Here is a 26,026-nt window from a genome sequence, read left to right as displayed (position 1 = left end):
GCTTCGCTTTTTTACCTCCGAAAACGAAAAAGCCAACCTCACAAGGAGGTTGGCAAATCTTACCTAGACTGGGGGTAGATAAGATCAGGAGGCGGCGAGTACGCTGTGCACTTCTGACTTAATTGAGTCAGACTGCGTGCCGAAAATCGCTTGTAAACTGTCGCCAATCACTAACACATCTCGCGCGCCAAGTGCTTTTAGCTTAGCAACATCAACGTTAGCGATGTCTTTCACCGAGACACGCAGACGAGTGATACACGCATCGACTGACTTGATATTGGCTTTGCCGCCCAATGCAGCGACTACATCCACCGCAATTTCATCAGGCTGTCCGGCAATCTTCACTTCTGCAATGTCGGTTTCACGCCCCGGCGTTTTTAGATCTAACTTCACAATTAGGAATCGGAACAAGCCGTAGTACAGCGTCGCCCAGATTGGACCGATGATGATGAACATCCACGCGTTGCTCGACATTGGGTAGTAAAGGAAGAACTGGATCGCGCCGTGCGCAAAGTCAGTACTGTGTTTGATTTCCAAAAATGCGGTGATCGCAAACGCAATACCGGTGAGGAAAATATGGATTACGTACAGCACTGGCGCGACGAATAGGAAGGTAAATTCGATTGGCTCTGTGATACCAGTTAACCAAGAGGTCAACGCCGCAGACATCATCAAACCGCCGACGATTTTCTTACGCTCAGGAGACGCGCAGTGGTAAATCGCCAGTGCCGCTGCTGGTAGCGCCCACATGGAGTACATAAAGCCACCAGACAGATAACCTGCGGTTTTATCGCCCGCGAAGAAGCGAGTGAGCTCACCGGTAAACTCTTTGCCGGTTTCTGGGTCTACGTAGCTGCCGACTTCAAAGAAGAACGGCGCATTCCAGATGTGGTGCAAACCAACCGGGAGTAGTGAACGTTCGCCCGCGCCGTAAACCGCCCACGCGAGTACCGGGTTTTGGTACGCGGCCCAGTGAGAGAATGCATCAAGAAGTTGTCCGAGAGGTGGCCATGCAAACGCGAGAATCGCACCAACGACGATCGCCGATAGACCGGTGACAATGGGCACAAATCGCTTACCCGCGAAGAAGCCCAAATATTCCGGCAATTTGATGTTGTAGAAGCGGTTGTACATGAACGCTGCGACCGCACCGATAAAGATGCCGCCAAACACCCCGGTTTGCAGCGTCTCAACGCCCATGATGGTGGCGTCAGTTTCTAAGCCGCGCAAGCCTGTCACGATACCGAGCGAGGCGTTCATAATAATTAGGCCAACTAAGCCTGCGAGCGCCGCGGCACCGTCATTGCCTTTTGATAACCCGAGCGCCACACCGACTGCAAACATCAACTGCATGTTGCCGAACACACCTTCACCGGCGGCGAGCATCACTTTGTTGACCGCGTCTGGAATAAACGCAAAACCCGCGTTACCAATACCCAGCATCAAGCCAGCCACCGGTAACACCGCCACAGGCAGCATCAACGACCGCCCTATTTTTTGTAGTTGTCCAAATATACTTGCAAACATGGTTTCCTCCTGACGAATGCCAGTGTTGTAGGACCTGATTCCTTCAGGTCATGTTGTTTCACGTAAGGTCAGGATGATCATAGCGAGCAAGGCGGCGCCTAAGGTTACAAAAGGCAATCAGTTTGTAAGTGGCCGCTTACAAATCTCTTACACCGAGAAGTGAAAATTGTAATCGGCTCGATTGTGCATGGGCGTTTAAGAATGCATCATATTGGCCAGCGCCAAACTCAGGGGCAGGCACAGGGACGGACACAGGGAAAGTAGGATGGAAAACAAGCAGATACTGGTCGTCGATGACAACCTTGACCTTCGCGAAGCATTGTCAGATTACCTTGGTCGCGCAGGGTTTGAAGTGCTTTGCGCAGAAAACGGCGGCGTGATGTGGCAACTGCTCAACGATCACCATCCTGATTTGATCATCCTCGATATTATGATGCCCGGTGAAGACGGTTTTACCCTGTGCCAGAAACTGCGCAAAAACTCCGATATCCCGATCGTCATGCTGACCGCCGTCACTGAAGAAGCCGACCGAGTCGCGGGGCTAGAAATGGGCGCTGACGACTACATCACCAAATCATTCAGTCCGCGTGAACTGCTCGCGCGCATCAAAACGATTCTGAGACGCAGCCAAACGACCGCCAATAGCAAACTGACGCGTAAAGTGCGTTTTGACGATTGGTTGTTAGATACCGTAACCCGGCAACTGACCCACGTTGCTAGCCGCGAGGTTAAGCAACTGAGTGGCGCGGATTTGTCGCTGCTTGGTTTATTCGTCAACCACGCGCAATCAATATTGTCTCGCGATGACATTGCGCGCGAGATCTGGGGACGCGATGCCGACCCATTTGAACGCGGCATTGACGTGCAGATCAGCCGCTTGCGTCATCACCTTGAAGATAAAGACCGTTCGCTGATCCTAACGGTGCGCAACAAAGGCTACATGCTGACCACGGACGTGCATTATGAGAATTAAACGCTGGACGGGATCACTGGTTGTTCGCACCAGTGTGTTCTTGTTGCTGGTGATCATTCTGGCGCAGGTATTATCCGGGATTATCTGGTATCAACACGCCAGCGAACGCGATAAAGAAGGCCTGACCACCACGGTCAAAAGCTTAGCACTGAGCGCTTCTTCCACCATCGCTTTCTTTCAAACCCTTCCTTCTGAATATCGCCACTTGGTGCTCAATCAACTACGCAATATGGGCGGCACGCGCTTTTTCGTCTCACTCAACAACCACCAGATTGACGTCGACCCGCTGCCAGAAAGCGAACGCAAAACGTTGGTCATCAACCAAGTTCGTGAAGTATTAGAAAGCGAGCTGAGCGGCATTCCTAATATCGAGGTGGAATTCACCCAGCGCGACAAACTCAAAGTGTTCAACAACGAGCTACCTATCGACGAACTGCCGCTATTGTGGGCGCATTATTCGCTTTCGTTTGGTGACCTCAACCCACCCATTCTGGTGATGCAGGTCGAAGTCGCACAGAACGAATGGTTTTATCTCGCGGCGGTGCTACCCGCGCCTTACATCAACCTAGAGACTAACTATTTTGAGCTGCGCCAATGGCTGACGCTATTGGTGTCCGCGCTAATGCTGTTGCTGTGTACCTGGTTTATCGTTCGCAAAGAAATTCAACCCATTCGAGAGCTGGCAAAAGCCGCAACCCTGATGTCGAGCCGATTAGACGTGCCCGAAGTCTCTGAGCGAGGCAGTAACGAACTGAAAGCGGCGGTACGTGCGTTTAACAAAATGAATCGACGCATCGACAGCCACATTAAAGACCGCGAGATGCTGTTCAGTGCCATTTCACACGATCTGAAAACGCCGATAGCCTGCCTAAAACTGCGGGCGGAAATGCTAGATGACGACGCCGACCGAGAACGCTTTATCCGCCTGAGTAACGACCTAGATTTGATGGTCAAAGGCGCATTGCAATGCATTAAAGAGACCGATATCCACGAGGAGATCGAGCCGATCAATTTCACCCAACTGATTCAGCACATTTCCTCCAATATCGCCGATGCGCCGGACACAATTCGCATCCACGGCGAAATCCGCACCCACTTTGCTGGTAAACCGTTAGCAATTAAGCGCTGCATTCAGAATCTGGTCGATAATGCGCTCAAATACGGCCATCAAGCGGACATTACACTGAGTGAAAGCCCAGAGTCGATCCAAATTAAAATTGAAGATCACGGTGACGGTGTTGACGATTTATTACTTGAAAAGCTCTGCCAGCCATACTTCCGCGCTAGCAACGATAAAGAAGGCAGTGGGCTGGGGTTAACCATTTCACAGAGCATTGCAAAGGCTCACGGCGGCAGTTTGTCGCTGAGCCATTCTCAGTTTGGCGGCCTCTGCGCCACACTGACTTTCCCGAGAGACTGACTATGTACAAACTGGCATTCTTGTTCCCACTGTTGCTCGCCCCTTGCGTCGCTCACGCTGAGTCGCCACAAGGGGTAGAGTTTTTACATTGGTGGACTTCTGACGGCGAGCAGCAAGCGCTGCAAACACTTAAAGCTCAGCTAAAACGGCACGATATTGAGCTGCTGCAAAGCCCGGTGTTAGGCGGTGGTGGCGACAGCGCGATGACGGTACTGCAAGCTCGCGCGCTGGCGGGCAATCCACCGAGCTTCGCGCAAATCGAAGGGCCAAGTATTAAAGCATGGGATGCCATCGGTATTTTGCACAACGTTAACGCCGTTGCCGATGAGCAACGCTGGGACGAGGTGCTCTATCCGCTGTCTATTGAAATCAACAAAACACAAAACGGCTATATCGCCCTGCCACTTACGCTGCACCGTTTGAACTGGCTGTGGGTCAACCACAAGCTGCTTAAACAACTGAATCTGTCCGCGCCGAAAAATTGGCAAGAAATGTTCGCCGCCATGGAGCTTGCGAAGCAAAATGGCATCGTGCCAATCGCGGTCGGTGAGCAGCCGTGGCAAGTCGCCCAACTTTTCGAGAACTTAGTGATCTCCACTGGCGGCGTTGAGTTCTACACCAATGCAATGGTTAAACTTGAGCGAGACAGCATCGACAGTGATACCCTGCGCCAGGCGTTGACGCAATTTCGCCGCCTGAGTTTGTTGATCGACAACCAATTACCCGACAGTAAGTGGGATACGGCGACCCAAGCGCTAGCCGACGGTCAAGCGCTGTTTCAAATCGGTGGAGATTGGATTTTAGGTGAGCTGCTCGCCAATCAAGTCTCGGTTCCGCAAGAGGTCGGCTGTTACCCAACGCCTGACAGCGATGGTGTATTCCTCTACAACATGGACAGCTTGGTGTTTATGTCGAGCAAGTCGTTTTCTGCCGAGGCTGCTCAGCAAACCGCAAGCGCGCTGGCAGACGTCGAGTTTCAAGCTAAGTTCAATAAGGTAAAAGGCTCGATTCCGGTACGTACCGATATCGACATCAGCGATTTTAATCCGTGTCAGGTCCAGTCATATCAAGACTTTCACTACGGCGTTAAACACAACCTCGCTGTGCCGAGTATGATTGATTCGATGGCGGTCAATCCGGTTGCCCAACAAGCGATAAACTCGGAAATCTTCCGTTTTTACCGCAATCCCAAAATGGAACCCGACGAGCTGATAAAACGCATTATTGCTATTTCGCAAAGCGGTTAATGGCAATGAATTTGTGCCGAGTGGAATAAAAAAGCCCCAATGATTGGGGCTTGAGTGAAGCGAAGTATGCCGTTTAGAAATAATGGAAGATCGGCGGTTCATGCATCAAGAAGTTTTGATGGGAGATGTTCCACGCATAGGCGCCAGCTAAGGTAAACACAACGTAATCACCAATATCGACGTGGGCGACGTGTTGATCGCGTGCCAGCACATCTTTGGGCGTACAAAGCTGGCCGACAAAGGTCGCTTGTGCATGCTGAATTGGGTGAGAAATCTCATGGTGTTGCTCGCTTTTCAGGATGACGAATGGATGATTATGGCTCTGCGCTGCTGGCGTGCGGAAATGGTGGGTTCCTCCGCGCGCGATGACAAAGTTTTCGCCAAGATTTTGCTTAATATCCAGCACTTCCATTACGTAATAACCGCATGCCGCCGTGATGAAACGTCCGCATTCAAAACGCAGTGTCCAATCTTGCACTTGCTCTTTAGCGATGAGGAATTCCAACTTGTCGCAAAACTCCATCCACGGAAAGTGTTGCTCAGGGTTTTGGTAGTTGATGCCCATGCCGCCGCCCAAGTTGATCATCAGCTCACCGAGTTCAAACTCTTGTTGCCACGTTTTCACGACTTGGAAATAGCGCTGCATTAACGCTAAGTGACGTTCAACATCAAGCTGATGCGACATCAAGTGAAAATGGAAGCCTTTCAGTAACACTTGCGGGAAATCGCGCAGCAACATCAAAGCATTGCTCAGTTCGGACTCGTCCAAGCCAAACGGAGTCGGCTTGCCGCCCATCGCCAACTTGCTGAGCGTGATGTCGCCAATATCAATGTTCATACGCAAAAAGATCGAAGCAGGGCGGTTGAGGCGCTCGGTTAGCGCACCAATGCGTTGCAGCTCGGTGAGGCTTTCGACATGAATTGCATCAACATCAAGCTCAATCGCTTGTTGCAATTCACTTGGCATTTTTCCTGGGCCACCGAAGATCAATGGCTTATCGAGTTGTTGCTGGTGGAGGTGTGCCAGCTCCCCGCCAGACGCTGCTTCAAAACCATCGACATGCGGCGCGAGCGTTTTAAGAATAGGGCCCGATGGATTGGCTTTGGCTGCGTAAAATAGCTCGACATTTTTCGGCAAAACGTGACGCAGTTGTTTGATGTGTTCTTCTAAGGCGTTTAGGTCATACAAGTACGCGCACAAGGGTTGATTTTGCTGCTGTGCGAGCGTGTGAACTTGTTGGCTAACGCGTGTCGGTAGGGAGAGTGAATTAGACATGTTGCGCTCCTTTTTCGTGTTGCTGCCAAGGCGCGGCGACTTGGGTATAGCCCGACTCCTTATCGGCTTTTTGCATCAAACGCGTGGTGAAATTATTTTTGCTTGGGAAGTGACCGCCATTCAGCAACGCTTCTAGTTCCGGCTGTTTTCCATTCACTGACTGCCAACGCACAATGGCACTTTGCACCGCATTCCACAGCGTTTGCTCTAGTGGCTCATCACCTTCTGCGATGAAGAAAATCGCTTCGCTGATGTTGTTGATAAAGGTGCAGTATCCGATGCGATTCCAGCCTTGTTCGCGACTGTAGTAAACCGATTGTCGCGCGCGTTCAGACAAATCAGTTAATGTTTCTGCTGGCCAGAACTCTGGCAGTAATTTAGTGCCTTCCAAATCACGAATCCAAACACAACACGGCATCTCTTGCTCAAAACCAATCAAGGTGTTTTGCAAATGCGGCTCAAACGCCACCCCGTGTTTGAAGTAGTAATTACACACGCCCGGAATTAGGCAATGCAAATAGCGTTCAAACCACAGTGTCGCGATGTCGGAATAGCGATTTTGCGTAGTACGCGCTTTGTTTTTAAGGCGTTGAGCAATGCAACTGTTGCCGTTTTTGTCGTAAGCAAACAGAGCGCCAGCGAGGGTTGGTTTTAAGATATCGACTTCGCTCAGCGAGAAATTTTCGCGATACAAAATCCCAAACGATTCGCGCGCTTTGGTGTTGTCATCCCAATTACGCTCAGCGACACTTTCTAGATTTAATGTGGTGGCGTAAGGCTCTGTCATCACTTTAAATACGGGGTTGTGCAGCTGTTCGTTTTCTCGAATTGGTTTGAGAATCGACGTGAGCTGCACGGCGCTGTCGAGTTCGTACCACGCGTTTTTGCGCACGCAATTGGTTAATCGTACGTTGATGGAGAATTTCGCAAACCAGTCCATGTCTGGGTGGTAGAGGGTACGAACTGAAGAGGTCGGCTGCATCTTTTCACCACCTAAACCCAGTGGCGTGATCTTGCCTTGTTCAATGGCACGCTTCACGCTTGGGTTGCTCAAAATGGTGTAGCTTTCCCAAGGATGGCAAGGGTAGAGTGTCTTCCCATAGCTGGTGGTGTGTTGTGGCGCGAGCTGTTGTAGCATGCGCTGCGCAGGGTTAGCTTCTCCGTCGGAACTCAGCACATCAAGTAACGACGTATCCACTTCAAACCAGTACAGCGGGACTTGCGCGCCGACTTCTGGAGAAAACGCTAAGAGATCATCCATGGTGACGCCCGAACGACTTTTTGGGGTCGGATGGAAAGTATGCCCCCAAATCAGAGATTGTTCTGAAGCGATAAACTCGTTGTGATGCGATTTGGGCGCGACGTTGAGAAACTGCTCGGTAACCAGCACGCTATTTTCCAGTTGTTCGATCAGCTCATGGTTAAATGGGATCGCCAACACCTGCTTGAGATAGTTAAGCAAAAGCGTAAGAGTTTGCGTGGCATCCAATTTCGCCCAACCAGAGCCCGGCATTTTCGCCCAAGGCAGTTCTGCCAATTTGATTTTGCCCAGTTTGCTCGCGTAGTGAATCGGCAAAACCAGCACGCCATTTTGTTGAGAAAGATGAACGGCTACCCGCTGCTTGGCGGAATAGTTGCGTTTTAACGTTTGGGGTAGCGATGTCGATTGGTAGTGCCATTCCACTTGTTGATTCGGTAACGCAAATTCCCGTAAGTAACAATTAAGAACACCCATTATCGTGTTGAGTTGGGCTTTCTCACGATTGAGCTGCACATCATGCGCGCGCAACTCGCTAGTCTGAGAGGATTGAGTTTGTAACATGTTGATTTCCAAATTTTGAGTGGAGAACCAGCGCGATCAAGGTGATTACGCTGACTATCGCAGAAAGTAGGAAAGGAACCTCAAGTAGCCCCAAGCTAGAAATGAAAGAAGCGCAAAATCCCGCCGCCACGCCACCCCATTTGGACATGGCATCAAAGCGAGAAAATACTTTGCCACTGAGTTTGCGATCCAGATTGCTCGCAAGATGCTGATGCAATCCGTGATAGCAACACACCATCGCGATGCCGAAGATAATTCTCGCAGCAATGAGTGCGGTTTCGGACGCAATCAAATGCAAAGCAGAGCTCACGGCCAGCAATGCAAACCCAAGCCACAACGTGCGCAGCGGTTGATGGCGATTCAACCCATCTGACCACACGTGGATTTTGCCTGCCAGCAACAGATAGACGCCATGCGGCAGTGCGTACAAAAAACCGATCCATGCGTGGTTAGTGATGCCATATTGCTGCACAAACGGCGAGAAATAAGGAAAGGTCACTACCATAGAAAACGCAAACCCGAACTGAGCAAAGAAGATCCAACGAATGGTATGCATTGCGTTTTTCTTTGCAACAGGTTGTTCTTGCTGAGATTCTGAGTTTGGCTTTTCGAGGTTTTGTTCGGCGGGTTTATCCGCAGGCAGTGTTAGCGTGATGCCCATAGCAATTAAAGGCAAAACGCATAACCAAAGGTACGCGTTGAGCGGGTTGGTCTCTGACAAGCTCCAGCCGAGCCCAATGGGCGCAACGATCAGCGCCAAGCGAGCAGATAGTTGGGTTTTATTGAGTGACTTGCCGAGTGTTTTGGCTTCTTTAATTTGACTAGATAAGTAGCTGTTCGAGGCGGCCATGGTGCCGCCAAAGGTTCCTTGAACAATAAGACCAAACGCAAACATGGCGAGGTTGTCTGCCAAGCCGCACAGCGCAAACCCTGCTGCAAGGCCAAGTTGTGCACGCAAGAGTGAGCGGCGGCGACCGTAGCGATCGGCAAAGTTGCCCCAAAATCGCGCCGCCAACGCAGTACAAAACGTGGGTAGGATAAACAATACCCCTGCCCAGTCCGCATCAATGCTTGCGCCTAACGTTGGCAACACGACGGGTAGAAATAGCGGCATACCTAACGCGGCAAACGCAGCGATAAAGTGGCACAACAACACACTGTAGATGAGTTTGGTCATAATCGTTTAACGTACGCTTTTTTTGATGGCTTCTAAGTAGGCGCGTTGCGCTTCTTCGCTAGAAAGCAGCAAGAAGTTCGGAGCCGACAAACCATAGAACTTATTGATGTCGCTCGCGCCGGAGGCTTCTTTCGAGAGCAAACTGCCAGAGCTCAACAAGTACTTGGCGTACAAATCAGGCGCCTCTTGCAGTAACTCGCGTGCCAGTTTTGTTTCTAACCCTTCGCCTTCTAATCGGTTGAGTTGCTCTGCAATGCTTTTGGCCACGATAGCGTAAAGCGATGCTGAAGAGGCAATGCCCTTCGCTGCCATGGCTTCTACAATCGCTGCGATATCCAATTGTAATGTGATGGTGGTAAACATCTGACCGAGTGCCAATTCATTGTCGACTTTGATGCGTTGGTCGAGCAGTTCATCACAATCCACGGGAGCTGTTCCTGCTCCGTGTTTTTGGGCGGCATGCTCCGTTGCGAAGTTGAAGCGTTCAGGCCAAATTCGCGCCGCGTCGTTGTCTTTCATCGCGAGCGTCATTTTGTCCTGTTGATCAAATGCAACGATGGCGTTTTGCTGGTTGGACTCCAATGCGATGCCATAACGAAGCCACAAGGTGAGGTGCACTTGGCAAAGAAGGTCGACGTAATCTTGGAACCACGCCAGCGTATCTTGTTGATAGTACTGCTCTGCCAAATGTTCTAAGAACAAGCGGTCGTCAGGCATTGGGCTTGCCAGTGCTGCAACCGGAACTAACGCTTTGTCTTCGCAATGAGTAAGTGGGTACTCACGTACGATGTACGCGAAGGTTTTATCCTCGCCGACGTGTCCACCGTGTTTTTCGTTGCAATGGAACAAGCGACTGTTTAAGTCGGCGTCCGTTTGCTCAAGGTGGCTGAGTAGGCGTTCAAACCAGTGGCCGTCATACAGTGTTGAAGGCTTGATTAAGCGAATGTTTTTCGTGCCTAGCGATCGCATGATCAGCGGAACTTTGATGTGAATATGCGGCGCGTCGTTGACTACCACAGTACGAACGGAAAGCGTTGGCGTCACGTCTAGGTACATAAACGGCGCTTCTATCATGCCTTCGGGTAAGGCTTCTAAAGAGCGAAGGGTGAGCGGATGCGCAGGGAACAGTACGTGGCTCAGTGCGAAATCAGCAGGAAGCCCCACTTGCTCCATCGTCGGCCAGCAATCAGGTTGTTCGCTGGTTAATGTCACCAGTGATTTTTCAATCGCAATCCAATGCAGAGCAAAGCTTTGTGCGAACTCGGGCGCGTACTTAGCAAGGTCTTCATCGCTCAGACCAAACTTCGCACGCGCAGTTGGATAGTAAGGGTGGTCTAGGTAAGACGCGATCTGGTCGGCAAGCAGCAGTTTTTGATGCCAAGAGCCAAGCTTGGATATTGGTTGAGAAATGTGGTCGGCGTGGTGACGAAACGCTTGGTCACACAGTGCTTTGTGTTTCTCTGCGCATTCCAGTTCTTGAAGATATCCCGCTAATAATTCGTGAGAGCTCTCATGCGCCAGTGTCGTTAGTAGCGCAATCCACTCTTGATAATGCTGCTGATGCTCGACTTGGCCATTTTTCTCCACCCACCAACCTAGCGGCGTTTCGCCATTGGTTTGGCCGTAACACCAATGCTGCATGTAATACGTTGGCACAACAGGTAAATAGAGCGTGAAATCCGGATTATCAAAGGTTAGCCAGACTTGCTCGCCTTGAGGAATAATTACTCCTTTTGGTGCGGCGCTACTGAACTTGGCATTCGATAAAATGCCAAACATGTCTTCGCGCAGGCAAGTATCGATCAATCGTTGGGTTAGGTATAAAGCGTTGTGATTCATGCTGCCACCTCGCGAGTCGGAGCTAGATTGAAATTGCTAAGCGCGTTCTGCAGCGCTTGGTCGAGGTTTCGCCCCGAAGGCGAGACAATCGAAATTCGGGCGAGATAATCCTTGTTGGAATAACTCTGTTGGAAGAGTTCTCCCGCGGTTTTTAGTACCTGTTGCTGGGTGATGACATCGCCATCGTGTTGGATGAAGGAGGTCGAATCTCCATCAATCACACCATTGTGCTCCGCAACCACATAGTGCACGTGTGCTGAGCCATGAATTTGGTAATCGCCATCCAATCTTCGGCCCAAATGCAGACCTAAAATTGTGCTAAACCAACCGAAGTGAGCGAGATTGTTGAGCAAGAATTCGCGACCGTCCCCAATGCTGCGGTAGTTAATTTCCACCAGAACTGGGCCGTTTTCCGTGATGATAAATTCGCTGTGGCAAACTCCAAAACCAACGCCGAACGCTTTCAGTTGAGCCAAGCAAGCTTCTCTGTGAGCAATGCCGTTTGGTCCGTTCCAGTCTGCGGCCGTTTCGATAAAGTAAGGCGGTTCAGAGAGCGACACATCAAAACCGCCAACGGCGATAAGGCGCTCACCATCTCCCAGAGTTTCGAGCGTAACCAAAGGCCCTTGAAGGAATTGCTCCACCAGAATGGCGGCGTTTGGGTGTTTTTGCCAAAACGCATCGCAGTATGCGTCGAGCTCGCTTTGGGAGTCACAGCGCTGCACATCTAAACTCGCCACGCCTTCTTTGGGTTTTGCTACGACAGGGAAGGCCATGCCTAATGCCACATTCGAATGGCGGTGCAACAAACAGCTTTGTGTGTTGGGTAGGGCTTTTTCATTCAACACTTGTCGAGTTAAGTGTTTGTTTTTGGCCTTTAACGTGACAGACCAATCTTTGGCCGGTAGACCAAAAAATTGTGCGCAGATGGCGGTGGAAGTTTGTAAGTGATCACTATTGCTGAAAATAGCGTCAGGTTTTAACTCATTCTTAGTGATGGTTTCGATGATCTCCAAGGGATTGAAGACATCGCACTCTAGAATGGTATCCGGATTAAAGTGACTATCACGACTTGCCAGTTCTAAATGGCTGAGCTTGTGATCGGTGATAAGAACGACGTGGAGGTCCATCGCTTTAGCTGCAGGCACGAAGCCGTGAGTGACTGCATCATTAACGACATGACTTACGATAATCATCGTAGATTTCATGAGCTTTCCTAATTTTCTAACATTTCCTAACGTTGATACTGTCTGCTCACAGTCGGCTTCCAATGTGCCTCTCGCGAGGCTACGGGGCAGAAGGTTTGGTCTTTATTGTTATTGTGTTTGATTTTTTGTTGTTGCTTGTGTTTTTAGGGTAAATAAATATAGAGCATAAAATTAATATTGCAAATGTAAATAATATTTGTTCTTATTTCTATCCGTTGGCTTTATAACAACTAAACGGAATTATGGAATGAATAAATTATTGACCCTGACCCCTTTGGCGGTCGCGATTGGTTCTTCACTAGTGGTACCAAGCGCAGTGGCTTCAGAAGAGACAAACTCAACCCCATCGGTAACCGAAACCATTCAAGTCTACGGACATCAGTACGAAGGCTACGCTGAACATATGCCTCAATCGGGCACCAAAACGGACGTCGAGTGGCTTGATGTGCCGCAAGCGGTCTCGGTGGTGACCAAAACAGAAATGCAAGATCGCGGCGCGGTGCGCTTAGTGGATGCGTTAGATGGGGTGGCTGGGGTCAATAACACCTTGGGCGAAGGCAGCCGCGATCAGTTCATGATCCGTGGTTTTGATTCACTCAATGATATGTACCGTGACGGCATGCGAGACGACGGTACGCTGCAGTCTTACCGCAGCTTGGCGAACGTTGAGCGCGTTGAAATTGTGAAAGGCCCGGCAGGCGCGCTGTATGGCCGTGGCTCGGCAGGTGGCATCATCAACTTGGTGACGAAGCGCGCTAACGGAGAGAACTTCACCCACGTAAAAGGCAGTGTGGGCAGCAACAGCCAGTATGTTGGTCAAGTCGACAGCTCAATGGCGTTTTCCGACAAGGTCAACGGACGTATTAACTTGGAATACCGTCAGGCCGATTCTTACGTCGATCATGTTGATTCGAACGATTTCTTCATCGCGCCGACCATTCGCGTGTTGCCAGCGGACGGTCACACCATTGATATTGACGTTGAATACGCCCATCAAGAATTAGTGCCATATCGTGGTGTGCCATCAAAAAATGGCAAGCCAGTTGATTTGCCAGTGAGTACTTACTTTGGTGGCACGAACGATTATCAGGAGTCGGACAGTCTTCGCGTTGCAGTGGACTACGAATGGCGTTTGAACGATCAATGGGTATGGAACAACCGAGCGGCGTTCAACCATATCGAACTTGAGCAAAAAGGCACGCGTCAGGGCAAAGTGACGGGCAATGAAGTGTCTCAAACCGTGAATAACTTTGGCTACGACCCTCGTACTACAACCACTTTGCAATCTGAGCTGATTTGGGAAACCAACGACAATCAATTGATGTTGGGCGCGGATTTCAACCAAATTGATATCGACCTGACGTTGGCAAGTGACAAAACGCTTCCTCCGCAAAATATCTACAACCCAGTTGTGGGCCCAACACCCGATCCGGGCTTCAAACCATTCCGTGACAATACCACCACAACCACGGGTGTGTACGTACAAGATGTGTACACGTGGGGCGACCTTTCTGTGATCGGTAATGTGCGTTACGACTCGATGGATCTCGAACAGCAAAAAGCGGGCGCAGGAAAGGAAAAATTGGACGATGACAAAGTCAGCTATCGCGCTGGTTTGGTATACCGCATCAATTACGACACATCCGTTTACGCCAGTTTAGCGCGCTCTTGGCAGTTGCCGTACGCAGGCATCTACATCAATCCAAAGTTGGCGGAATTCTTCCATACCGACTTAAAAGAAGTGGGGGCGAAAGCGTACCTGCTGGATAACGCATTAATGTTGAATGCGGCACTGTTCCAGATCGACCAAGAGCAGCCACAAACCAACGTGGATGGCGATGTCATCGACAAAATTGAAGTACGTCACCAAGGCATTGAGCTAGAAGCTCGCGGCCAAATCACCAAACAGTGGGATATCTCTGTTGGTTACAGCTACTTGGACGCAGAAGACAAAGCCACAGGTAAAAAGCCGAATGATGTGTCAGACCACTTGTTCTCTCTTTGGAGCACTTACCAATTGGATGACAACTGGCGTTTGGGTGGCGGCGTGAAATACGTGGGCGACCGTTATGCAGGTAACGACGAAGCCGTCGCACTTGGCGATTACACCACGGTGGATTTGATGGCGGCGTACACCACTGGTCGTCACAAGATCCAAGCGAACGCTTACAACATTTTGGATGAGAAATACATTCTTGGCGCAACAAACGGCACGTCTGGCCTAAACCAGATTGGCTACGGCGCACCAGCCGAGTTCATGCTTAGCTACGGATACCAGTTCTAGGCTTGTTGTGCGTAGTTGGCGCACGTTAGCCGATTTTTTGCCTCTTATTGAGGATGTTTTAGCCCCGAGAGCCTACGGGAAATGTTCTGCCCGAGGCTCAATTTCTCGTAAAGGAGACCTTAATGTCTTACCAGAATTTGGATGGTAAAGTGCGTGTACGTGCTGGTTTGTCTACCACTTACAGTGTGCTCGCGATTGCTATCGCTTCTGCCACCTCTATGAGCGCAGTTGCCGCTCCTGCTGAAAAAAACGAAACCACCGTGATGGAAACCGTCGTTGTCACTGGCAGCGTGATTGGTAACTCTGATATTGAAGACGTCAAAGAGTACCCTGGTGCTCGTACCGTCATTACCCGTGATCAAATTGAGAAAACCGCAGCGGGTTCGATTGATAATGCGCTACAGCGCGTGCCGGGTATTAAAGTTCAGGATGAAAGCGGAACAGGAGTATTGCCTAACATTTCCGTACGTGGTTTGAAAGCAAGCCGCAGTGGTCATGCTCAGTTCTTGATGGATGGTGTGCCGCTAACGCTCGCGCCTTACGGTCATACTGGTCAGTCTATCTTCCCAGCAACGCTGTCGATGCTTGATCGTATTGACATTGTACGCGGTGGTGCCGCAGTGCAGTACGGCCCAAACAACGTCGGTGGTGTGATCAATCTAGTGACCAAACCGATTCCACACACTTGGCAAACTGAAATCAGCAACCGCCTTACCGTGTTTGACGGTGGTGATGCGCCGCTGAATGATTTTTACCTACGCACGGGTGGCTGGTTAAGCGACACATTCGCGCTACAGTTGGAAGGTAACTTTCTAAAAGGCGAAAGCTTCCGTGAACATTCCGATACGGACGTGAAGAACTTTCAAGCTAAAGCACAATGGCTACTGAGTGATACTCAAGAGATTCAAGCATTCCTGCAACGTTACGATGCTGAAACGCAAATGCCGGGCGCACTTTCGCCACAAGATTACGAGCAAGATCGTCATCAATCGAAACGTCCTTACGATGATTATGAAGGTAAGTCGACGCGCTGGAGTGTTAAGTACATCCACGATTTGCCATTTGCCGACAGTGCCGAGCTAGAAGTGCTAACGTTTGGTCACAAATCAGAGCGTCTTTTCAAGTGGGGCTTTAACAGTGCGGGTGGCCATTGGGCGGATCCGGCTCTGCCTGCGACGGACGTTCGTACCTCTCCACGTGAATTTACCGTGTACGGCATAGAGCCGAAAATGGCGATGTATTTTGGTGAAGGCAAATCCGTTACCCAAAACTGGATCGTGGGTACTCGTTATGTTAACGAAGACATTGACTACAAACTCACTCAGACTCCAATCGCTGGTGGCGCAACCAAAGTGCCGCGTGATTGGCATTTAGATACGGATGCGTTTGCTGGTTACGTTAGCAACGAGATTGGCTTGTTCAACGATACGTTGAAGGTAACGCCAGGGCTGCGTGTTGAGTCGGTTCGCATGACGTTTACCGATCGCGGTAAAGAGCAAACGGCAGACAACACCGTGACCGAATGGCTGCCGGGTTTGACGGTGGCATACAACGTGACCGACCAGTGGGTAACGTATGCGAACGCGCAAAAATCACTTCGTGCGCCACAAATTGCCTACATCCGAGGCTTGGGTGAAGAAGGTAGCGAACTGGCTTGGAACTACGAAGTTGGCGCGCGTTACACCCAAGATGCGACCAGTTTTAACGCTGCACTTTATCGCATCGATTTTGAAGACCAACTGCAATGGCAAAGTTCAACGCAGACCTTCGATAACATCGGAAAAACACTTCACCAAGGTTTAGAACTTTCTGCTCGTTACGTGCCGGAAGTTCTACCTGCTCTGAGCTTGGGCGCAAGTTACAACTACCTCGATGCCACGCTTGAAGAAGAAGGTGCGAATAAAGGTAACCAGCTGCCTTACACCTCTAAACATCAACTTGGTTGGGATGCGACCTACGCGTTTTACGGCATGGACACCACGCTATCGGGCTTCTACTTCAGTGATTCGTATACCGATAACGCCAACACCAGTGCCGAAGACGCAACAGGTGCAACGGGCAAAGTGCCGTCTTACATGGTGTGGAACTTCAACTTAGGTACGGATTTATACAAAGACGACAAAGGCAAGTTACGCATGAATGTTGCAGTAAACAACTTGTTTGACGAGGAGTATTACTTCCGTGGGATTGATACCAGCCCAGTTGGTCGATACCCAGCTCCGGGACGCTCTTACACACTGGATCTGAACTATCAGTTTTAAGCGTTTCGTTCACCGAGTTTGAAAAGAAAAGTCGCCAATTTACCTTGGCGACTTTGCCGATCTTAGGTTCTGGAAAACTCTTAGCACTGGAAAAAAGCAAGATGAAAAATAAAAAACAATTTACGATCAAACACTTTTCAACCGTTTTGTTGATGCTGTTGAGCTCAGCTTTGATGTCATTTAGCGCATTTTCTCAGGCGCGCAGCGTGCAAGATGAGCAAGGCACTTTTGAGCTAGAAGCGATACCTCAACGTATTGTGGTTTTGGAGTTTTCGTTTGTGGACGCTCTGGCGGCCGTCGATGTCTCACCGGTAGGCGTTGCCGATGACAACGATGTCACACGAGTCATCCCTGCTGTTCGCGCCAAGATTGAACCTTGGCAATCGGTCGGCATGCGTTCACAACCGAGTTTAGAGGCGATCGCGGTGCTCAAGCCTGATATGATCATTGCCGATGCCGAACGTCATCGCGCGATTTATCAAGATTTGCAGCGAATTGCGCCAACTTTGCTATTAAAAAGTCGTGGTGAGACATATCAAGAAAATCTCGAATCCGCGCAAAAAATCGGCGTGGCGATTGGCAAGCAAGCGCAAATGACGCAACGAATCGAGCTACACAAACAGACCATGGCGGAGTTCAAACAGCATTTTGCGACACAAGAAACCATTCAGTTTGGTGTGGTTTCCGATAAAGGGATGTGGCTGCATAGCCCGGTTTCTTACGCTGGTGGCGTTTTGAGTACACTAGGCATCCAAAGCCCTCTGGCTCCGTCTGAGCAAAATGCTTATATCCCAACCAGCTTCGAACTTTTACTAAAAACCAACCCTGATTGGTTACTAGTTGGACTTTACTCTCAACCAAATATCGTGGATGAATGGCGCAAAAATCCATTATTTAAGCTGTTAACTGCGGCGAAAAAGCGACAACTGGTCGAAGTCTCTCCGGAGCTGTGGTCATTAAATCGTGGCATGTTGGCGGCGGAAGAAATTGCCCGCAACCTTGAAGCGTTATTGGGGCGCTCATGAGTGCGTCGATAATCTCAGAAAGCCCGACTTCGGTTAGAAAACCGCATTGGAAAGTGAGCTTGTTTGTCTGTGCTATGGCGTTGTGTACGCTGTCAGGCTATACCGCCTCAATGATTGGCTGGTCTAACTTTTCCTTGAGTGTTAATGACCTGACAAGCTATTGGTTTGCATTTGATGAGGGTAATATGCTGCATCAAATCCTCGCGACGTTGCGCGCTCCTCGCGCCTATGCGGGGTTATTGATTGGCGCTTCGCTTGCGGTATCCGGTGTGTTGATGCAAGGGTTAACTCGCAACCCTTTGGCGTCGCCATCCATTCTCGGCATTAATGCTGGTGCGGCGTGTTTTATGGCCTTGGCCTCCACCGGCGCACCATTCTTTAGTCAATTGAACCCCATCATCAACGCAGTACTCGGCGCGCTACTAAGTGGTGGTGCGGTCATGTTGTTGGGTGGTTTTTTCTCCGCGCGTTCTCACCCATTGCGTTTGGTGTTGGCGGGCATTGCCATCAGTGCGCTACTGATAGGGTTAACTCGTGCGTCGGTAATTTTGGCGGATGACATGGCTTACAGCGTGTTGCATTGGTTAACGGGTTCACTCTCTGCGGTAGATTCTCAGCAGTGGCAGCAACTGTGGCCTTTTGCGACTTTAGGTTTGGTGCTCGCCATGGGATTAACGCGAAACTTAAATTTACTCGCGTTGGGGGACGAAGTGGCTGTCGGGTTGGGTGGCAACATTCGTCTTACGCGACTAATCAGTGGCTTAGCGGTTGTGCTGTTGGCGGGTACTAGCGTGGCGATTGCTGGGCCAATTGGCTTTGTCGGGTTGTTAGTGCCGCACTTGGTACGCCCGATTGTTGGTCACAACTATCACATTCTTATTCCGGTTTCCGCTTTGTGTGGCGCGGCATTGGTGACGTGGTCAGATGCTTTGTCACGCGCGATTGCCTTTCCGGCCGAAACGCCGGTGGGCGTGATTACCGCACTGTTGGGCACTCCTTGCTTTATCGCGATTGCAATGAGGAAATCATCATGATGAATCAAACCAAACTGATGGCACTGCTTGGGCTTTTGCTGATTGCGTCGTCTCTCACGCTGTTTGTTGGCGCGGCGAATCTGTCGGCTCAACAGGTTTTTGCATTGTTGTTTTCTTTCTCTGATTCGGACTTTGTGATTCACCAATATCGACTGCCGAGAATGTTGCTCGCCATTGGCGTGGGCGCTGGGTTAGGGCTGTCAGGCATTTTAGTGCAAGGCGTCATCCGTAATCCACTTGCCTCCCCAGATTTAATGGGGATAAGCGCAGGGGCAGGGCTGGCGGCTACCGCTTGCTTGGTGTTGTATCCGAGCGCGCCGGTGGCAATGTTGCCGATGGTCGCTATGGCGGGAGGTTTGCTTGCTGCAGGCTTTATTGCTGTGCTGGCTTATTGGTCGAAGCCAACGCCTGCGCGCTTGGCGCTGATTGGTGTTGCTGTCAGCGCATTTTTAGCCAGCGGTATCGACTTTCTTCTGATTGTGCACCCTATCGAAATCAATACGGCGATGGTCTGGCTAACGGGCAGTTTGTGGGGACGAAACTGGCAACAAGTGCCGTTTATTTGGAGCGCTCTAATACTGCTACTGCCATTGGCGTTTTGGCTGGCATGGCGGTTAGATGTGATGGGACTGGGAGAAGAAAGCGCCACTACACTTGGCACGAAACCAAGACAGATCCAAATTCTTGCGTTGATCGCTGCCGTGCTATTGGCGAGCATCAGTGTGTCTGTGGCAGGCACGATCAGCTTTGTTGGCCTGCTTGCGCCGCATCTTGCGCGTTTGCTGTTTGGTCACAATCACAAGTTATTGATTCCTGCTTCTGCAACCCTTGGCGCGCTGTTGGTGATTTGCGCCGATGGTCTAGCGAGAGGCTTACAGCCACCAATTGAGTTGCCAGCGGGTGTGCTGACTTCTGTTATTGGCGCACCATATTTCATTTTTCTTTTGTATCGTTATCGAGGTTGGTAAGCATGTTACGAACGCAGAACTTATCCGTCGCGTACGGCAAACAGACCATCATTCCGGATCTCTCTTTGTCGATTCCTCAAGGTAAAATTACCGCGCTTGTTGGCCCAAATGGTTGCGGTAAGTCGACACTATTAAAAACCTTGGTACGCATCAATAAACCAGCTTCTGGCGAAGTGTTGTATGACGATAAACCGCTAAGCAACTACGGCGATAAACGCTTGGCGCGTTCGTTGTCTTTACTGCCGCAGATTCTTGTCAGTCCTGAAGGTATTACAGTCAGAAAACTGGTCGAATATGGCCGATCGCCTTATCTCTCTCACTGGGGGCGGTTAAGTCAGCAAGATAAAGCGTTGGTCGAGCAAGCAATGCAAGATACTGGCGTGATTGAGTTTGCTGACAAGCCAGTTGAATCGTTGTCTGGCGGTCAAAGGCAAAGGGCGTGGATTGCGATGGTAATGGCGCAAGATACCGACGTAGTGATGCTTGATGAGCCAACCACTTACTTGGATCTCTCTCACCAAGTTGAGCTGATGAAACTCATGAGGCATATGAACGACAAAGGCAAAACAGTGGTCGTAGTGCTACACGATCTAAACCAAGCCTGCCGTTACTGCGATCATTTGGTGGTGTTGGAAAAAGGTCAGTTAGTCACGCAGGGAACGCCGCAAGAGGTACTGACAGAAGGCATGTTGGCATCGGTGTTTGATTTACAAGCGAGAGTATTTAACGACCCAATCTCAGGCACGCCGATGTGTGTGGCGGTGTAGGTCTTACGTCTTTCGAAAGCTATCTGCAGTTAAAACGCTGAGCCATAAAAACAAACCCCGCTAGTAACAAAGTTGCTAGCGGGGTTTGTTGTTTTTAAGAGCGTTCCTAACGTGGCGTTTAAGCCAGTTTAAACGTTGCCACTTTCGAGTTGAGATCCTCGGCTTGCGATTTCAGCTCAGCAGATTGATTCATCGATTCTTCGGCACCAATCACCAAGTGATCGGTCACATCTTTAATGGACGTGACGTTTTGCGTGATTTCATTGGTTACGTGCGTTTGCTCTTCGGCTGCGGTCGCGATTTGCGTTGCCATATCGCTGATCAGTGCAACGGCCGCGTTGATTTCATCCAGAGCCAGTGCTGCGCGATCTGCATCTTCTACCGAACCTTGCGCGAGCTGAGAGCTTTTATCCATGATAGTCACAGCGCGTTGTGTGGTTTGCTGCAAAGTCTCGATCGTCGAGCGAATCTCTTCGGTTGAGGTGTGTGTGCGTTGTGATAGCACGCGAACCTCGTCTGCAACTACGGCAAAACCGCGACCTTGTTCACCTGCACGCGCCGCTTCAATCGCCGCATTCAGAGCCAGTAAGTTGGTTTGCTCTGCGATGTCTCGAATCGTTGATAGCACGGTAGAAATGTCTTGCGCGTGCTGGTTGAGCTCGCCGATGACAACGCTCGCTTGGTTGACTTCAGAAGACAAATTGTTGATGGACGACTTGGAGTTGATCACTAACTCATGACCATTTTGTGTGCTCGCTGAAGAGTCTTGAGCGGCTTTAGCCGTCTGCTCTGCATGCGCTGCAATCTCTTGCGTTGCCGAGGCCATTTCAGTCACAGCGGTCGCTACCATAGTGATTTCTTGTTGCTGATGGTTCAGATCAGAAACCGACTGATTCGCGCGAGTCGTGCTCAGTTCTGATTGTTGGCTGAGTTCTTCCGCTTGGTGACGAATGTGACCAATAAGCTGCTGTAAACTTTCAACAAACTGGTTGAAGTTTTCAGCCAGCTCACCAACTTCGTCACGGTTTTCTACTTTGATACGTCGAGTCAAGTCGCCGCTACCGTTGGCGATTTGCGAAAGCGCATTCGAAACGTTGTAGAGTGGGCGGAACAAGATGTTACATAGCAGATTAAACAACGCCACACAGATGATCACCACGATAGCCGTCGCGATAATTTGATCCCAAACGGCATCGTAAAGTGGTGCAACCAACGAGTTGTGATCCAACACCGTTACCGTCGTGAGCTTGGTGCCCTCAATTGGACGCGCATAAATCACATAATCGGTGCCGCTGATCGACACGCGACGTTCAGTGCCTGAGCGTGCAGCGTTGGTGATGTCGTTGTTGTTTAAGCCCAGTTTGCTAACCGGTTGGTTTAGGAGCTTGCTGTCGTTATGGGTGAAAATATTGCCCTGATCGTTGGCAATAAACATGTAGCCTTCACCCGGAAGGATCACTTGGTTGAGGCTGTTTAAAATATCTCCAATTTCGACATCTGCACCCAGTACAGTTGTTTGGCCGTGCAGTTGTAACGCCTTACCGAGCGACACTACATTCGCACCAGTTGCAGCAGCAACGGTCGGGTTATCCATAAAGACTTTCGATGGATTGGCAATGGCGTTGGTGTACCAGCCCCACTTGCGAGGATCATTATTGCCTGGCGGTAAAATCACCCCATTGGCGTTGTCTTGTGAGCCGTCTGGGTAAGCGAGGAAGACGTTATCGAACGCGCCGGAATCTCGCACCTGCTTCAAGTGCGTCACGATGGCTCGTTTTTCTGACTCAGCAGAAAGGGAGGTGAGTGCTCGCTCTTTAGAGAGTAGCCAGTCACTTACGTACTGGTTGTATGACGCGCTGGTGCTTTCCAGACGCTGGGCAACTTCCGCATCCAACCGTTGTAACGAATCTCGAAAAGACAAGCCTTCGACTAACACGCCCCCAAGGATGATGGCAGCACTGGCCGAGATAGCCAGTTTATTCTTCAGTGATAAATTTTTGAACATAGCAGCGATTAATAGATTTTTTGTACCCAAGCGGCGTTAAGTGTCGGGCTTAATGCCCATTGACCTAAAAGCGCGGGGTAGTTTGTTATTGGTTATTTTCATTCGTATATGATTCGGCGTCGTCGCTGAAAAGCGGTTTTGACGCCGAAATCATCGATTGATTATATTTTACTGCTCAAAATAAATACTGGCGCTATGTCGCGAATTTGAGCTTTATAAGAAATAAGAACCTAATACGAGAGCGGCTTGTTTTATGTATTTGTAAAGTAAGGATTTGTCGTATTTTGTAAATGATAATTGATTTCATTAAATGGTGATATAGATCACGTTTGGGTAGTAAATAATCCATTAAAAATGTGAAGGTCATGGAACGAAGATTATATTGATCGGCTTAATCATAGTTATGGGCAATAGTTATGCGCAGTATATTGTTAGTCCCCGCGTTATTGTTGTCAGGGTGTGCTCTGACACAACAATCCACGCCGATTCAGCCTGATGCCAACTGGCACGTTAATCAGCTATCCAATGGAATGAAATACCACATCTATCCAACTCAAGACCAAGAAGTTTCGGTTCGTTTGGTGATGCACATTGGTTCGTTCCAAGAAGAAGCTAATCAAAAAGGCTACGCTCACTTCGTTGAGCACATGGCATTTAATGGCAGCACACACTTTACCGGCAACGACGTTGTTAAGCTTTTTGAGCAATCTGGCGGCAGTTTTGGCGCAGATATCAACGCGTTTACCACCTATCAGCAAACCTCCTATAAGCTTGACTTGGCCAATAACGATAAGCTTGAAGATGCCCTGACTTGGATGCGAGACATCGGCGACGGTTTAGAGTTCGCTCCTGCTCAAGTTGAAAAAGAGAAAGGTGTTGTCTTGGGTGAATGGCGACGCGCCAATCCAGATGATAAGTCGTTTTCGATGCACGCGTATGAGGCTTCGATTGAAGGAACGCCCTACGCCGAACATGATCCAATCGGTACTCGTGATGCAATTGAGAACGCGACGTCAAATGGGCTGAAAAACTTCTACGAGAAATGGTATCAGCCGCAGTATGCCGAGCTGATCGTCACGGGCAATGTGGACGCTAAGTCGCTTGCTAACATCATCAAGAACAAGTTCTCGAACTGGGAAAGTACCTCAGATATCGCCATCGAAAAGCGTCGTGACATTCGACTCAATACTCAAGACGAAATTCTGCCAAGCAACTCGATGGAGTCACCAAGCTTGCATTTGGTGATTGAACGCGGCGATCTTCGTCGCGAAACGGTCGAGCAGCAACACGCAGAATGGCGAGACGAAGTGGCCATTCAACTGATTCAACAGCGTTTGATCAGTCTTCTCAATGATGCCGCCGAGCCTTACCAATACGTTTATGCGCAGCCTTACTACTCTAACTACCAACGCCTGATGTCGGCGGGTATCTCATTTTCGCCTGACCGCCGTGAACAAATGCACCAAATTTTCATCAGTGCGTTGACGTCACTTCGCGATTACGGCGTGACACAAGCTGAGCTAGAGAGCATCACATCTAACTGGTATGGCGAACTGGCAAATCTTGATTCTGATTGGAGCAAACGCAAGCCAAATAGTTACGCGGAAGCGCGTATTTTCCAATTGGAGCAAGCCAGCGTAAGCCAATCGAAAGAGAGCTATGCGCAAAGCTTGGCAGCTTTTTTGGATAAAACGACGCTAGAGAGCGTAAACGCGCAGTTAAAAGAGCTGCTGTCTAATCAACCAAGCTTTGTGATTGGCATGGGCAAAAGTGAAACGCAAGCGCAGTTTGCTGATGTATTCACTGCGCTCAACAGCGCCTACCTACAAGCTGGTGAAAAGCCTTCGGGCATGAACGCCAAAGCGGAAGGCTTCCTGCAACCAGCAGAGGAAGGCAGCATCGTTAGTATGCGTCAAGCTCCGGGTGGTTTTCAGGTTTACACCTTATCAAACGGTGTGGATGTTTGGTTCCAAAAAGACGCAAAAGCCGGTGGCCGCGCTTACATCTACTTCACTAGCCAAGGGGGTAAAGCCGCTCTAGATAAATCGCTTTATCCAGCCTACGAACTGGCTGCCATGACCGCTGTTCGCAGTGGATTAGGAGAGTTTTCTGGCTCAGAGCTGGATGCCTATTTACGTACGAACAACATCGCTTTTGGTCCAATACTCGAGCCAACAGTGCATGGCGTTCAGGTTACGACGCAAAAAAATCGTCTAGTTGAAGCTTTGAATGGCTTGTACAACCTTTCGACCGAAATCAAGGTTGATGAACGTCAGCTTGCCGCGGTGAAACAAGAGTTTAAGCAAGAGCGCAGCGCTTTCTTGGAATCGCCTATGGGTAAGCTCATCCAAGTAGCGAACACCAGCGCTTATACGCCGGATAGTCGTCATCGTTTGCTGAGCAGTGATGGTGCCGATACCGTCACACCTGAGCAGATTCTTGCGATGCATGATCAACTATTTAAAACCGATCATGGTTACAAAATGGTGATTGTTGCAGACGTTGAGCCTGAGCAAATTACGCCGCTTCTACGCAAATACGTGGCATCAATTAAGATGAAGCCGGGTAAAGCTGTAGATTATCGTGTGTCATTTAATGATGAGCTGCCAGCGCGCTCGGTCGTCACTGATGGTCACGAGCCTTCATCGTTTTACCTGCTGCGTTTTACCAACACCGATAAGTACAACCGTACGGCAAAAGACACGGTGATAGAAGACATTCTGGAGCGCATCAGTGCCGCACGAGTACTGGAGACGTTCCGTGAAGAATCAAGCTTAGATTACAGCCCTAGCATTTATACGATGACGCAAGATGGTGAGCCGATTTCGGACTGGTTGTTTGAATCGCAGGTGGATCCAAAAGATGTGGGTTTGATGGATAAACTGTTGGATAAGGTTTTCGACGATCTCGCGATCAACATTACCCAGAAAGAAGTCGACACTGCGGCCAAGCAGCTTGCTGTCGCGATGCAAGGATTGGGTGACAACCCTGGTTCTCGCGCTTGGGTTTACAGCCGCTACCTTGCGCACGACTACGGATTGGATGTTGTGTTGGATGTGGAGAAAGCCGCTAAGAGCGTAACACTAGAAGAAGTGAAAGCACGTGCGGCATCGGCGTTTGGTCCGAATGCCAAGCGTTCTGCGCTGATTCTCAACCCGATGTAAAACCAGACATTGGATGCAAACAGTAAAAC

General features: G+C 49.8%; 17 protein-coding genes. 10 read left to right on the top strand and 7 right to left on the bottom strand.

Going from position 1 to position 26,026, the window contains the following annotated elements; all coding sequences use genetic code 11:
- Positions 1–84: 84 nt before the first annotated feature.
- Positions 85–1,527 carry a glucose-specific PTS transporter subunit IIBC gene (ptsG, locus tag ACF8OV_RS03730; protein WP_203503580.1) on the bottom strand — a complete coding sequence of 481 codons (1,443 nt, stop codon included), beginning with the start codon at positions 1,525–1,527 and terminating at the stop codon, positions 85–87.
- Between the two features lie 265 nt (positions 1,528–1,792).
- Here ptsG and ACF8OV_RS03725 point away from each other — a divergent pair, with 265 nt between their 5' ends.
- Genes ACF8OV_RS03725 through ACF8OV_RS03715 form a run of 3 tightly spaced genes read left to right on the top strand, consistent with a single transcriptional unit; the run spans position 1,793 to position 5,167 of the window.
- Positions 1,793–2,500 carry a response regulator gene (locus tag ACF8OV_RS03725; protein ID WP_203503577.1) on the top strand — a complete coding sequence of 236 codons (708 nt, stop codon included), beginning with the start codon at positions 1,793–1,795 and terminating at the stop codon, positions 2,498–2,500.
- Positions 2,490–3,920 (top strand): ATP-binding protein, encoded by a 1,431-nt coding sequence (locus ACF8OV_RS03720; RefSeq protein WP_140052173.1) that lies wholly within the window; start codon positions 2,490–2,492, stop codon positions 3,918–3,920. Before ACF8OV_RS03725 ends, ACF8OV_RS03720 begins: the two co-directional genes overlap by 11 nt.
- A gap of 2 nt (positions 3,921–3,922) precedes the next feature.
- Positions 3,923–5,167 carry an ABC transporter substrate-binding protein gene (locus ACF8OV_RS03715; protein WP_025579258.1) on the top strand — a complete coding sequence of 415 codons (1,245 nt, stop codon included), beginning with the start codon at positions 3,923–3,925 and terminating at the stop codon, positions 5,165–5,167.
- A 73-nt stretch (positions 5,168–5,240) separates the two neighbouring features.
- Here ACF8OV_RS03715 and ACF8OV_RS03710 read toward each other — a convergent pair whose 3' ends face one another.
- From ACF8OV_RS03710 to ACF8OV_RS03690, 5 genes are read right to left on the bottom strand one after another with little or no spacing between them, the layout of a single operon-like run.
- Positions 5,241–6,443, bottom strand: coding sequence for a type III PLP-dependent enzyme (locus ACF8OV_RS03710; RefSeq protein ID WP_140052174.1), 1,203 nt, complete (start codon positions 6,441–6,443; stop codon positions 5,241–5,243).
- Positions 6,436–8,265 carry an IucA/IucC family siderophore biosynthesis protein gene (locus tag ACF8OV_RS03705; RefSeq protein WP_140140792.1) on the bottom strand — a complete coding sequence of 610 codons (1,830 nt, stop codon included), beginning with the start codon at positions 8,263–8,265 and terminating at the stop codon, positions 6,436–6,438. The genes ACF8OV_RS03710 and ACF8OV_RS03705 overlap by 8 nt, the downstream gene beginning before the upstream one ends.
- Positions 8,237–9,442: an MFS transporter gene (locus ACF8OV_RS03700; RefSeq protein WP_203503574.1), complete on the bottom strand. Its 1,206-nt coding sequence runs from the start codon at positions 9,440–9,442 to the stop codon at positions 8,237–8,239. Before ACF8OV_RS03700 ends, ACF8OV_RS03705 begins: the two co-directional genes overlap by 29 nt.
- A 6-nt stretch (positions 9,443–9,448) precedes the next feature.
- Positions 9,449–11,281, bottom strand: a complete 1,833-nt coding sequence (locus ACF8OV_RS03695) for an IucA/IucC family protein (protein WP_029796733.1) — start codon at positions 11,279–11,281, stop codon at positions 9,449–9,451.
- The gene (locus tag ACF8OV_RS03690; RefSeq protein ID WP_203503571.1) at positions 11,278–12,489 is read right to left on the bottom strand and encodes an acetyl-CoA carboxylase biotin carboxylase subunit family protein; all 1,212 of its coding nucleotides are present in this window, start codon (positions 12,487–12,489) and stop codon (positions 11,278–11,280) included. The genes ACF8OV_RS03695 and ACF8OV_RS03690 overlap by 4 nt, the downstream gene beginning before the upstream one ends.
- 247 nt (positions 12,490–12,736) lie before the next feature.
- On the opposite strand from ACF8OV_RS03690, the gene ACF8OV_RS03685 reads away from it, so the two are divergent.
- From ACF8OV_RS03685 to fecE, 6 genes are all read left to right on the top strand, one after another.
- Positions 12,737–14,773: a TonB-dependent siderophore receptor gene (locus ACF8OV_RS03685; protein WP_029809340.1), complete on the top strand. Its 2,037-nt coding sequence runs from the start codon at positions 12,737–12,739 to the stop codon at positions 14,771–14,773.
- Positions 14,774–14,895: 122 nt separating this feature from the next.
- Positions 14,896–17,034, top strand: a complete 2,139-nt coding sequence (gene pvuA, locus ACF8OV_RS03680) for a TonB-dependent receptor (protein WP_203503568.1) — start codon at positions 14,896–14,898, stop codon at positions 17,032–17,034.
- Positions 17,035–17,135: 101 nt separating this feature from the next.
- Positions 17,136–18,059, top strand: a complete 924-nt coding sequence (locus ACF8OV_RS03675) for a Fe(3+) dicitrate ABC transporter substrate-binding protein FecB (protein ID WP_031820815.1) — start codon at positions 17,136–17,138, stop codon at positions 18,057–18,059.
- A 74-nt stretch (positions 18,060–18,133) separates the two neighbouring features.
- On the top strand, positions 18,134–19,093 hold the full coding sequence (locus tag ACF8OV_RS03670) for a FecCD family ABC transporter permease (protein WP_373897126.1): 960 nt from the start codon (positions 18,134–18,136) through the stop codon (positions 19,091–19,093).
- Positions 19,090–20,061, top strand: coding sequence for an iron ABC transporter permease (locus ACF8OV_RS03665; protein WP_203503554.1), 972 nt, complete (start codon positions 19,090–19,092; stop codon positions 20,059–20,061). Before ACF8OV_RS03670 ends, ACF8OV_RS03665 begins: the two co-directional genes overlap by 4 nt.
- Before the next feature lie 2 nt (positions 20,062–20,063).
- On the top strand, positions 20,064–20,828 hold the full coding sequence (gene fecE / locus ACF8OV_RS03660) for a Fe(3+) dicitrate ABC transporter ATP-binding protein FecE (RefSeq protein WP_005500016.1): 765 nt from the start codon (positions 20,064–20,066) through the stop codon (positions 20,826–20,828).
- Positions 20,829–20,946: 118 nt separating this feature from the next.
- Here fecE and ACF8OV_RS03655 read toward each other — a convergent pair whose 3' ends face one another.
- The gene (locus ACF8OV_RS03655) at positions 20,947–22,833 is read right to left on the bottom strand and encodes a methyl-accepting chemotaxis protein (RefSeq protein WP_203503551.1); all 1,887 of its coding nucleotides are present in this window, start codon (positions 22,831–22,833) and stop codon (positions 20,947–20,949) included.
- Between the two features lie 416 nt (positions 22,834–23,249).
- Here ACF8OV_RS03655 and ACF8OV_RS03650 point away from each other — a divergent pair, with 416 nt between their 5' ends.
- A complete protein-coding gene (locus ACF8OV_RS03650) occupies positions 23,250–25,997 on the top strand; it encodes a pitrilysin family protein (protein ID WP_170966492.1) in 2,748 nt (915 codons plus the stop codon).
- Positions 25,998–26,026: the final 29 nt, after the last annotated feature.

Origin of the sequence: Vibrio sp. GLN_1 (assembly GCF_043106015.1) — a bacterium.
Classification (GTDB): Bacteria; Pseudomonadota; Gammaproteobacteria; order Enterobacterales; family Vibrionaceae; genus Vibrio; species Vibrio parahaemolyticus.
The sequence above is the reverse complement of the archived record's forward strand: the minus strand, read 5'-3'. Positions and strand labels throughout refer to the sequence as shown.

Bases quoted from the DNA above. Each gene is read 5' to 3' on its own strand.
- ptsG (WP_203503580.1), bottom strand. From the start codon at position 1,527: ATGTTTGCAAGTATATTTGGACAACTACAAAAAATAGGGCGGTCGTTG.
- ACF8OV_RS03725 (WP_203503577.1), top strand. From the start codon at position 1,793: ATGGAAAACAAGCAGATACTGGTCGTCGATGACAACCTTGACCTTCGC.
- ACF8OV_RS03720 (WP_140052173.1), top strand. From the start codon at position 2,490: ATGAGAATTAAACGCTGGACGGGATCACTGGTTGTTCGCACCAGTGTG.
- ACF8OV_RS03715 (WP_025579258.1), top strand. From the start codon at position 3,923: ATGTACAAACTGGCATTCTTGTTCCCACTGTTGCTCGCCCCTTGCGTC.
- ACF8OV_RS03710 (WP_140052174.1), bottom strand. From the start codon at position 6,443: ATGTCTAATTCACTCTCCCTACCGACACGCGTTAGCCAACAAGTTCAC.
- ACF8OV_RS03705 (WP_140140792.1), bottom strand. From the start codon at position 8,265: ATGTTACAAACTCAATCCTCTCAGACTAGCGAGTTGCGCGCGCATGAT.
- ACF8OV_RS03700 (WP_203503574.1), bottom strand. From the start codon at position 9,442: ATGACCAAACTCATCTACAGTGTGTTGTTGTGCCACTTTATCGCTGCG.
- ACF8OV_RS03695 (WP_029796733.1), bottom strand. From the start codon at position 11,281: ATGAATCACAACGCTTTATACCTAACCCAACGATTGATCGATACTTGC.
- ACF8OV_RS03690 (WP_203503571.1), bottom strand. From the start codon at position 12,489: ATGAAATCTACGATGATTATCGTAAGTCATGTCGTTAATGATGCAGTC.
- ACF8OV_RS03685 (WP_029809340.1), top strand. From the start codon at position 12,737: ATGAATAAATTATTGACCCTGACCCCTTTGGCGGTCGCGATTGGTTCT.
- pvuA (WP_203503568.1), top strand. From the start codon at position 14,896: ATGTCTTACCAGAATTTGGATGGTAAAGTGCGTGTACGTGCTGGTTTG.
- ACF8OV_RS03675 (WP_031820815.1), top strand. From the start codon at position 17,136: ATGAAAAATAAAAAACAATTTACGATCAAACACTTTTCAACCGTTTTG.
- ACF8OV_RS03670 (WP_373897126.1), top strand. From the start codon at position 18,134: ATGGCGTTGTGTACGCTGTCAGGCTATACCGCCTCAATGATTGGCTGG.
- ACF8OV_RS03665 (WP_203503554.1), top strand. From the start codon at position 19,090: ATGATGAATCAAACCAAACTGATGGCACTGCTTGGGCTTTTGCTGATT.
- fecE (WP_005500016.1), top strand. From the start codon at position 20,064: ATGTTACGAACGCAGAACTTATCCGTCGCGTACGGCAAACAGACCATC.
- ACF8OV_RS03655 (WP_203503551.1), bottom strand. From the start codon at position 22,833: ATGTTCAAAAATTTATCACTGAAGAATAAACTGGCTATCTCGGCCAGT.
- ACF8OV_RS03650 (WP_170966492.1), top strand. From the start codon at position 23,250: ATGCGCAGTATATTGTTAGTCCCCGCGTTATTGTTGTCAGGGTGTGCT.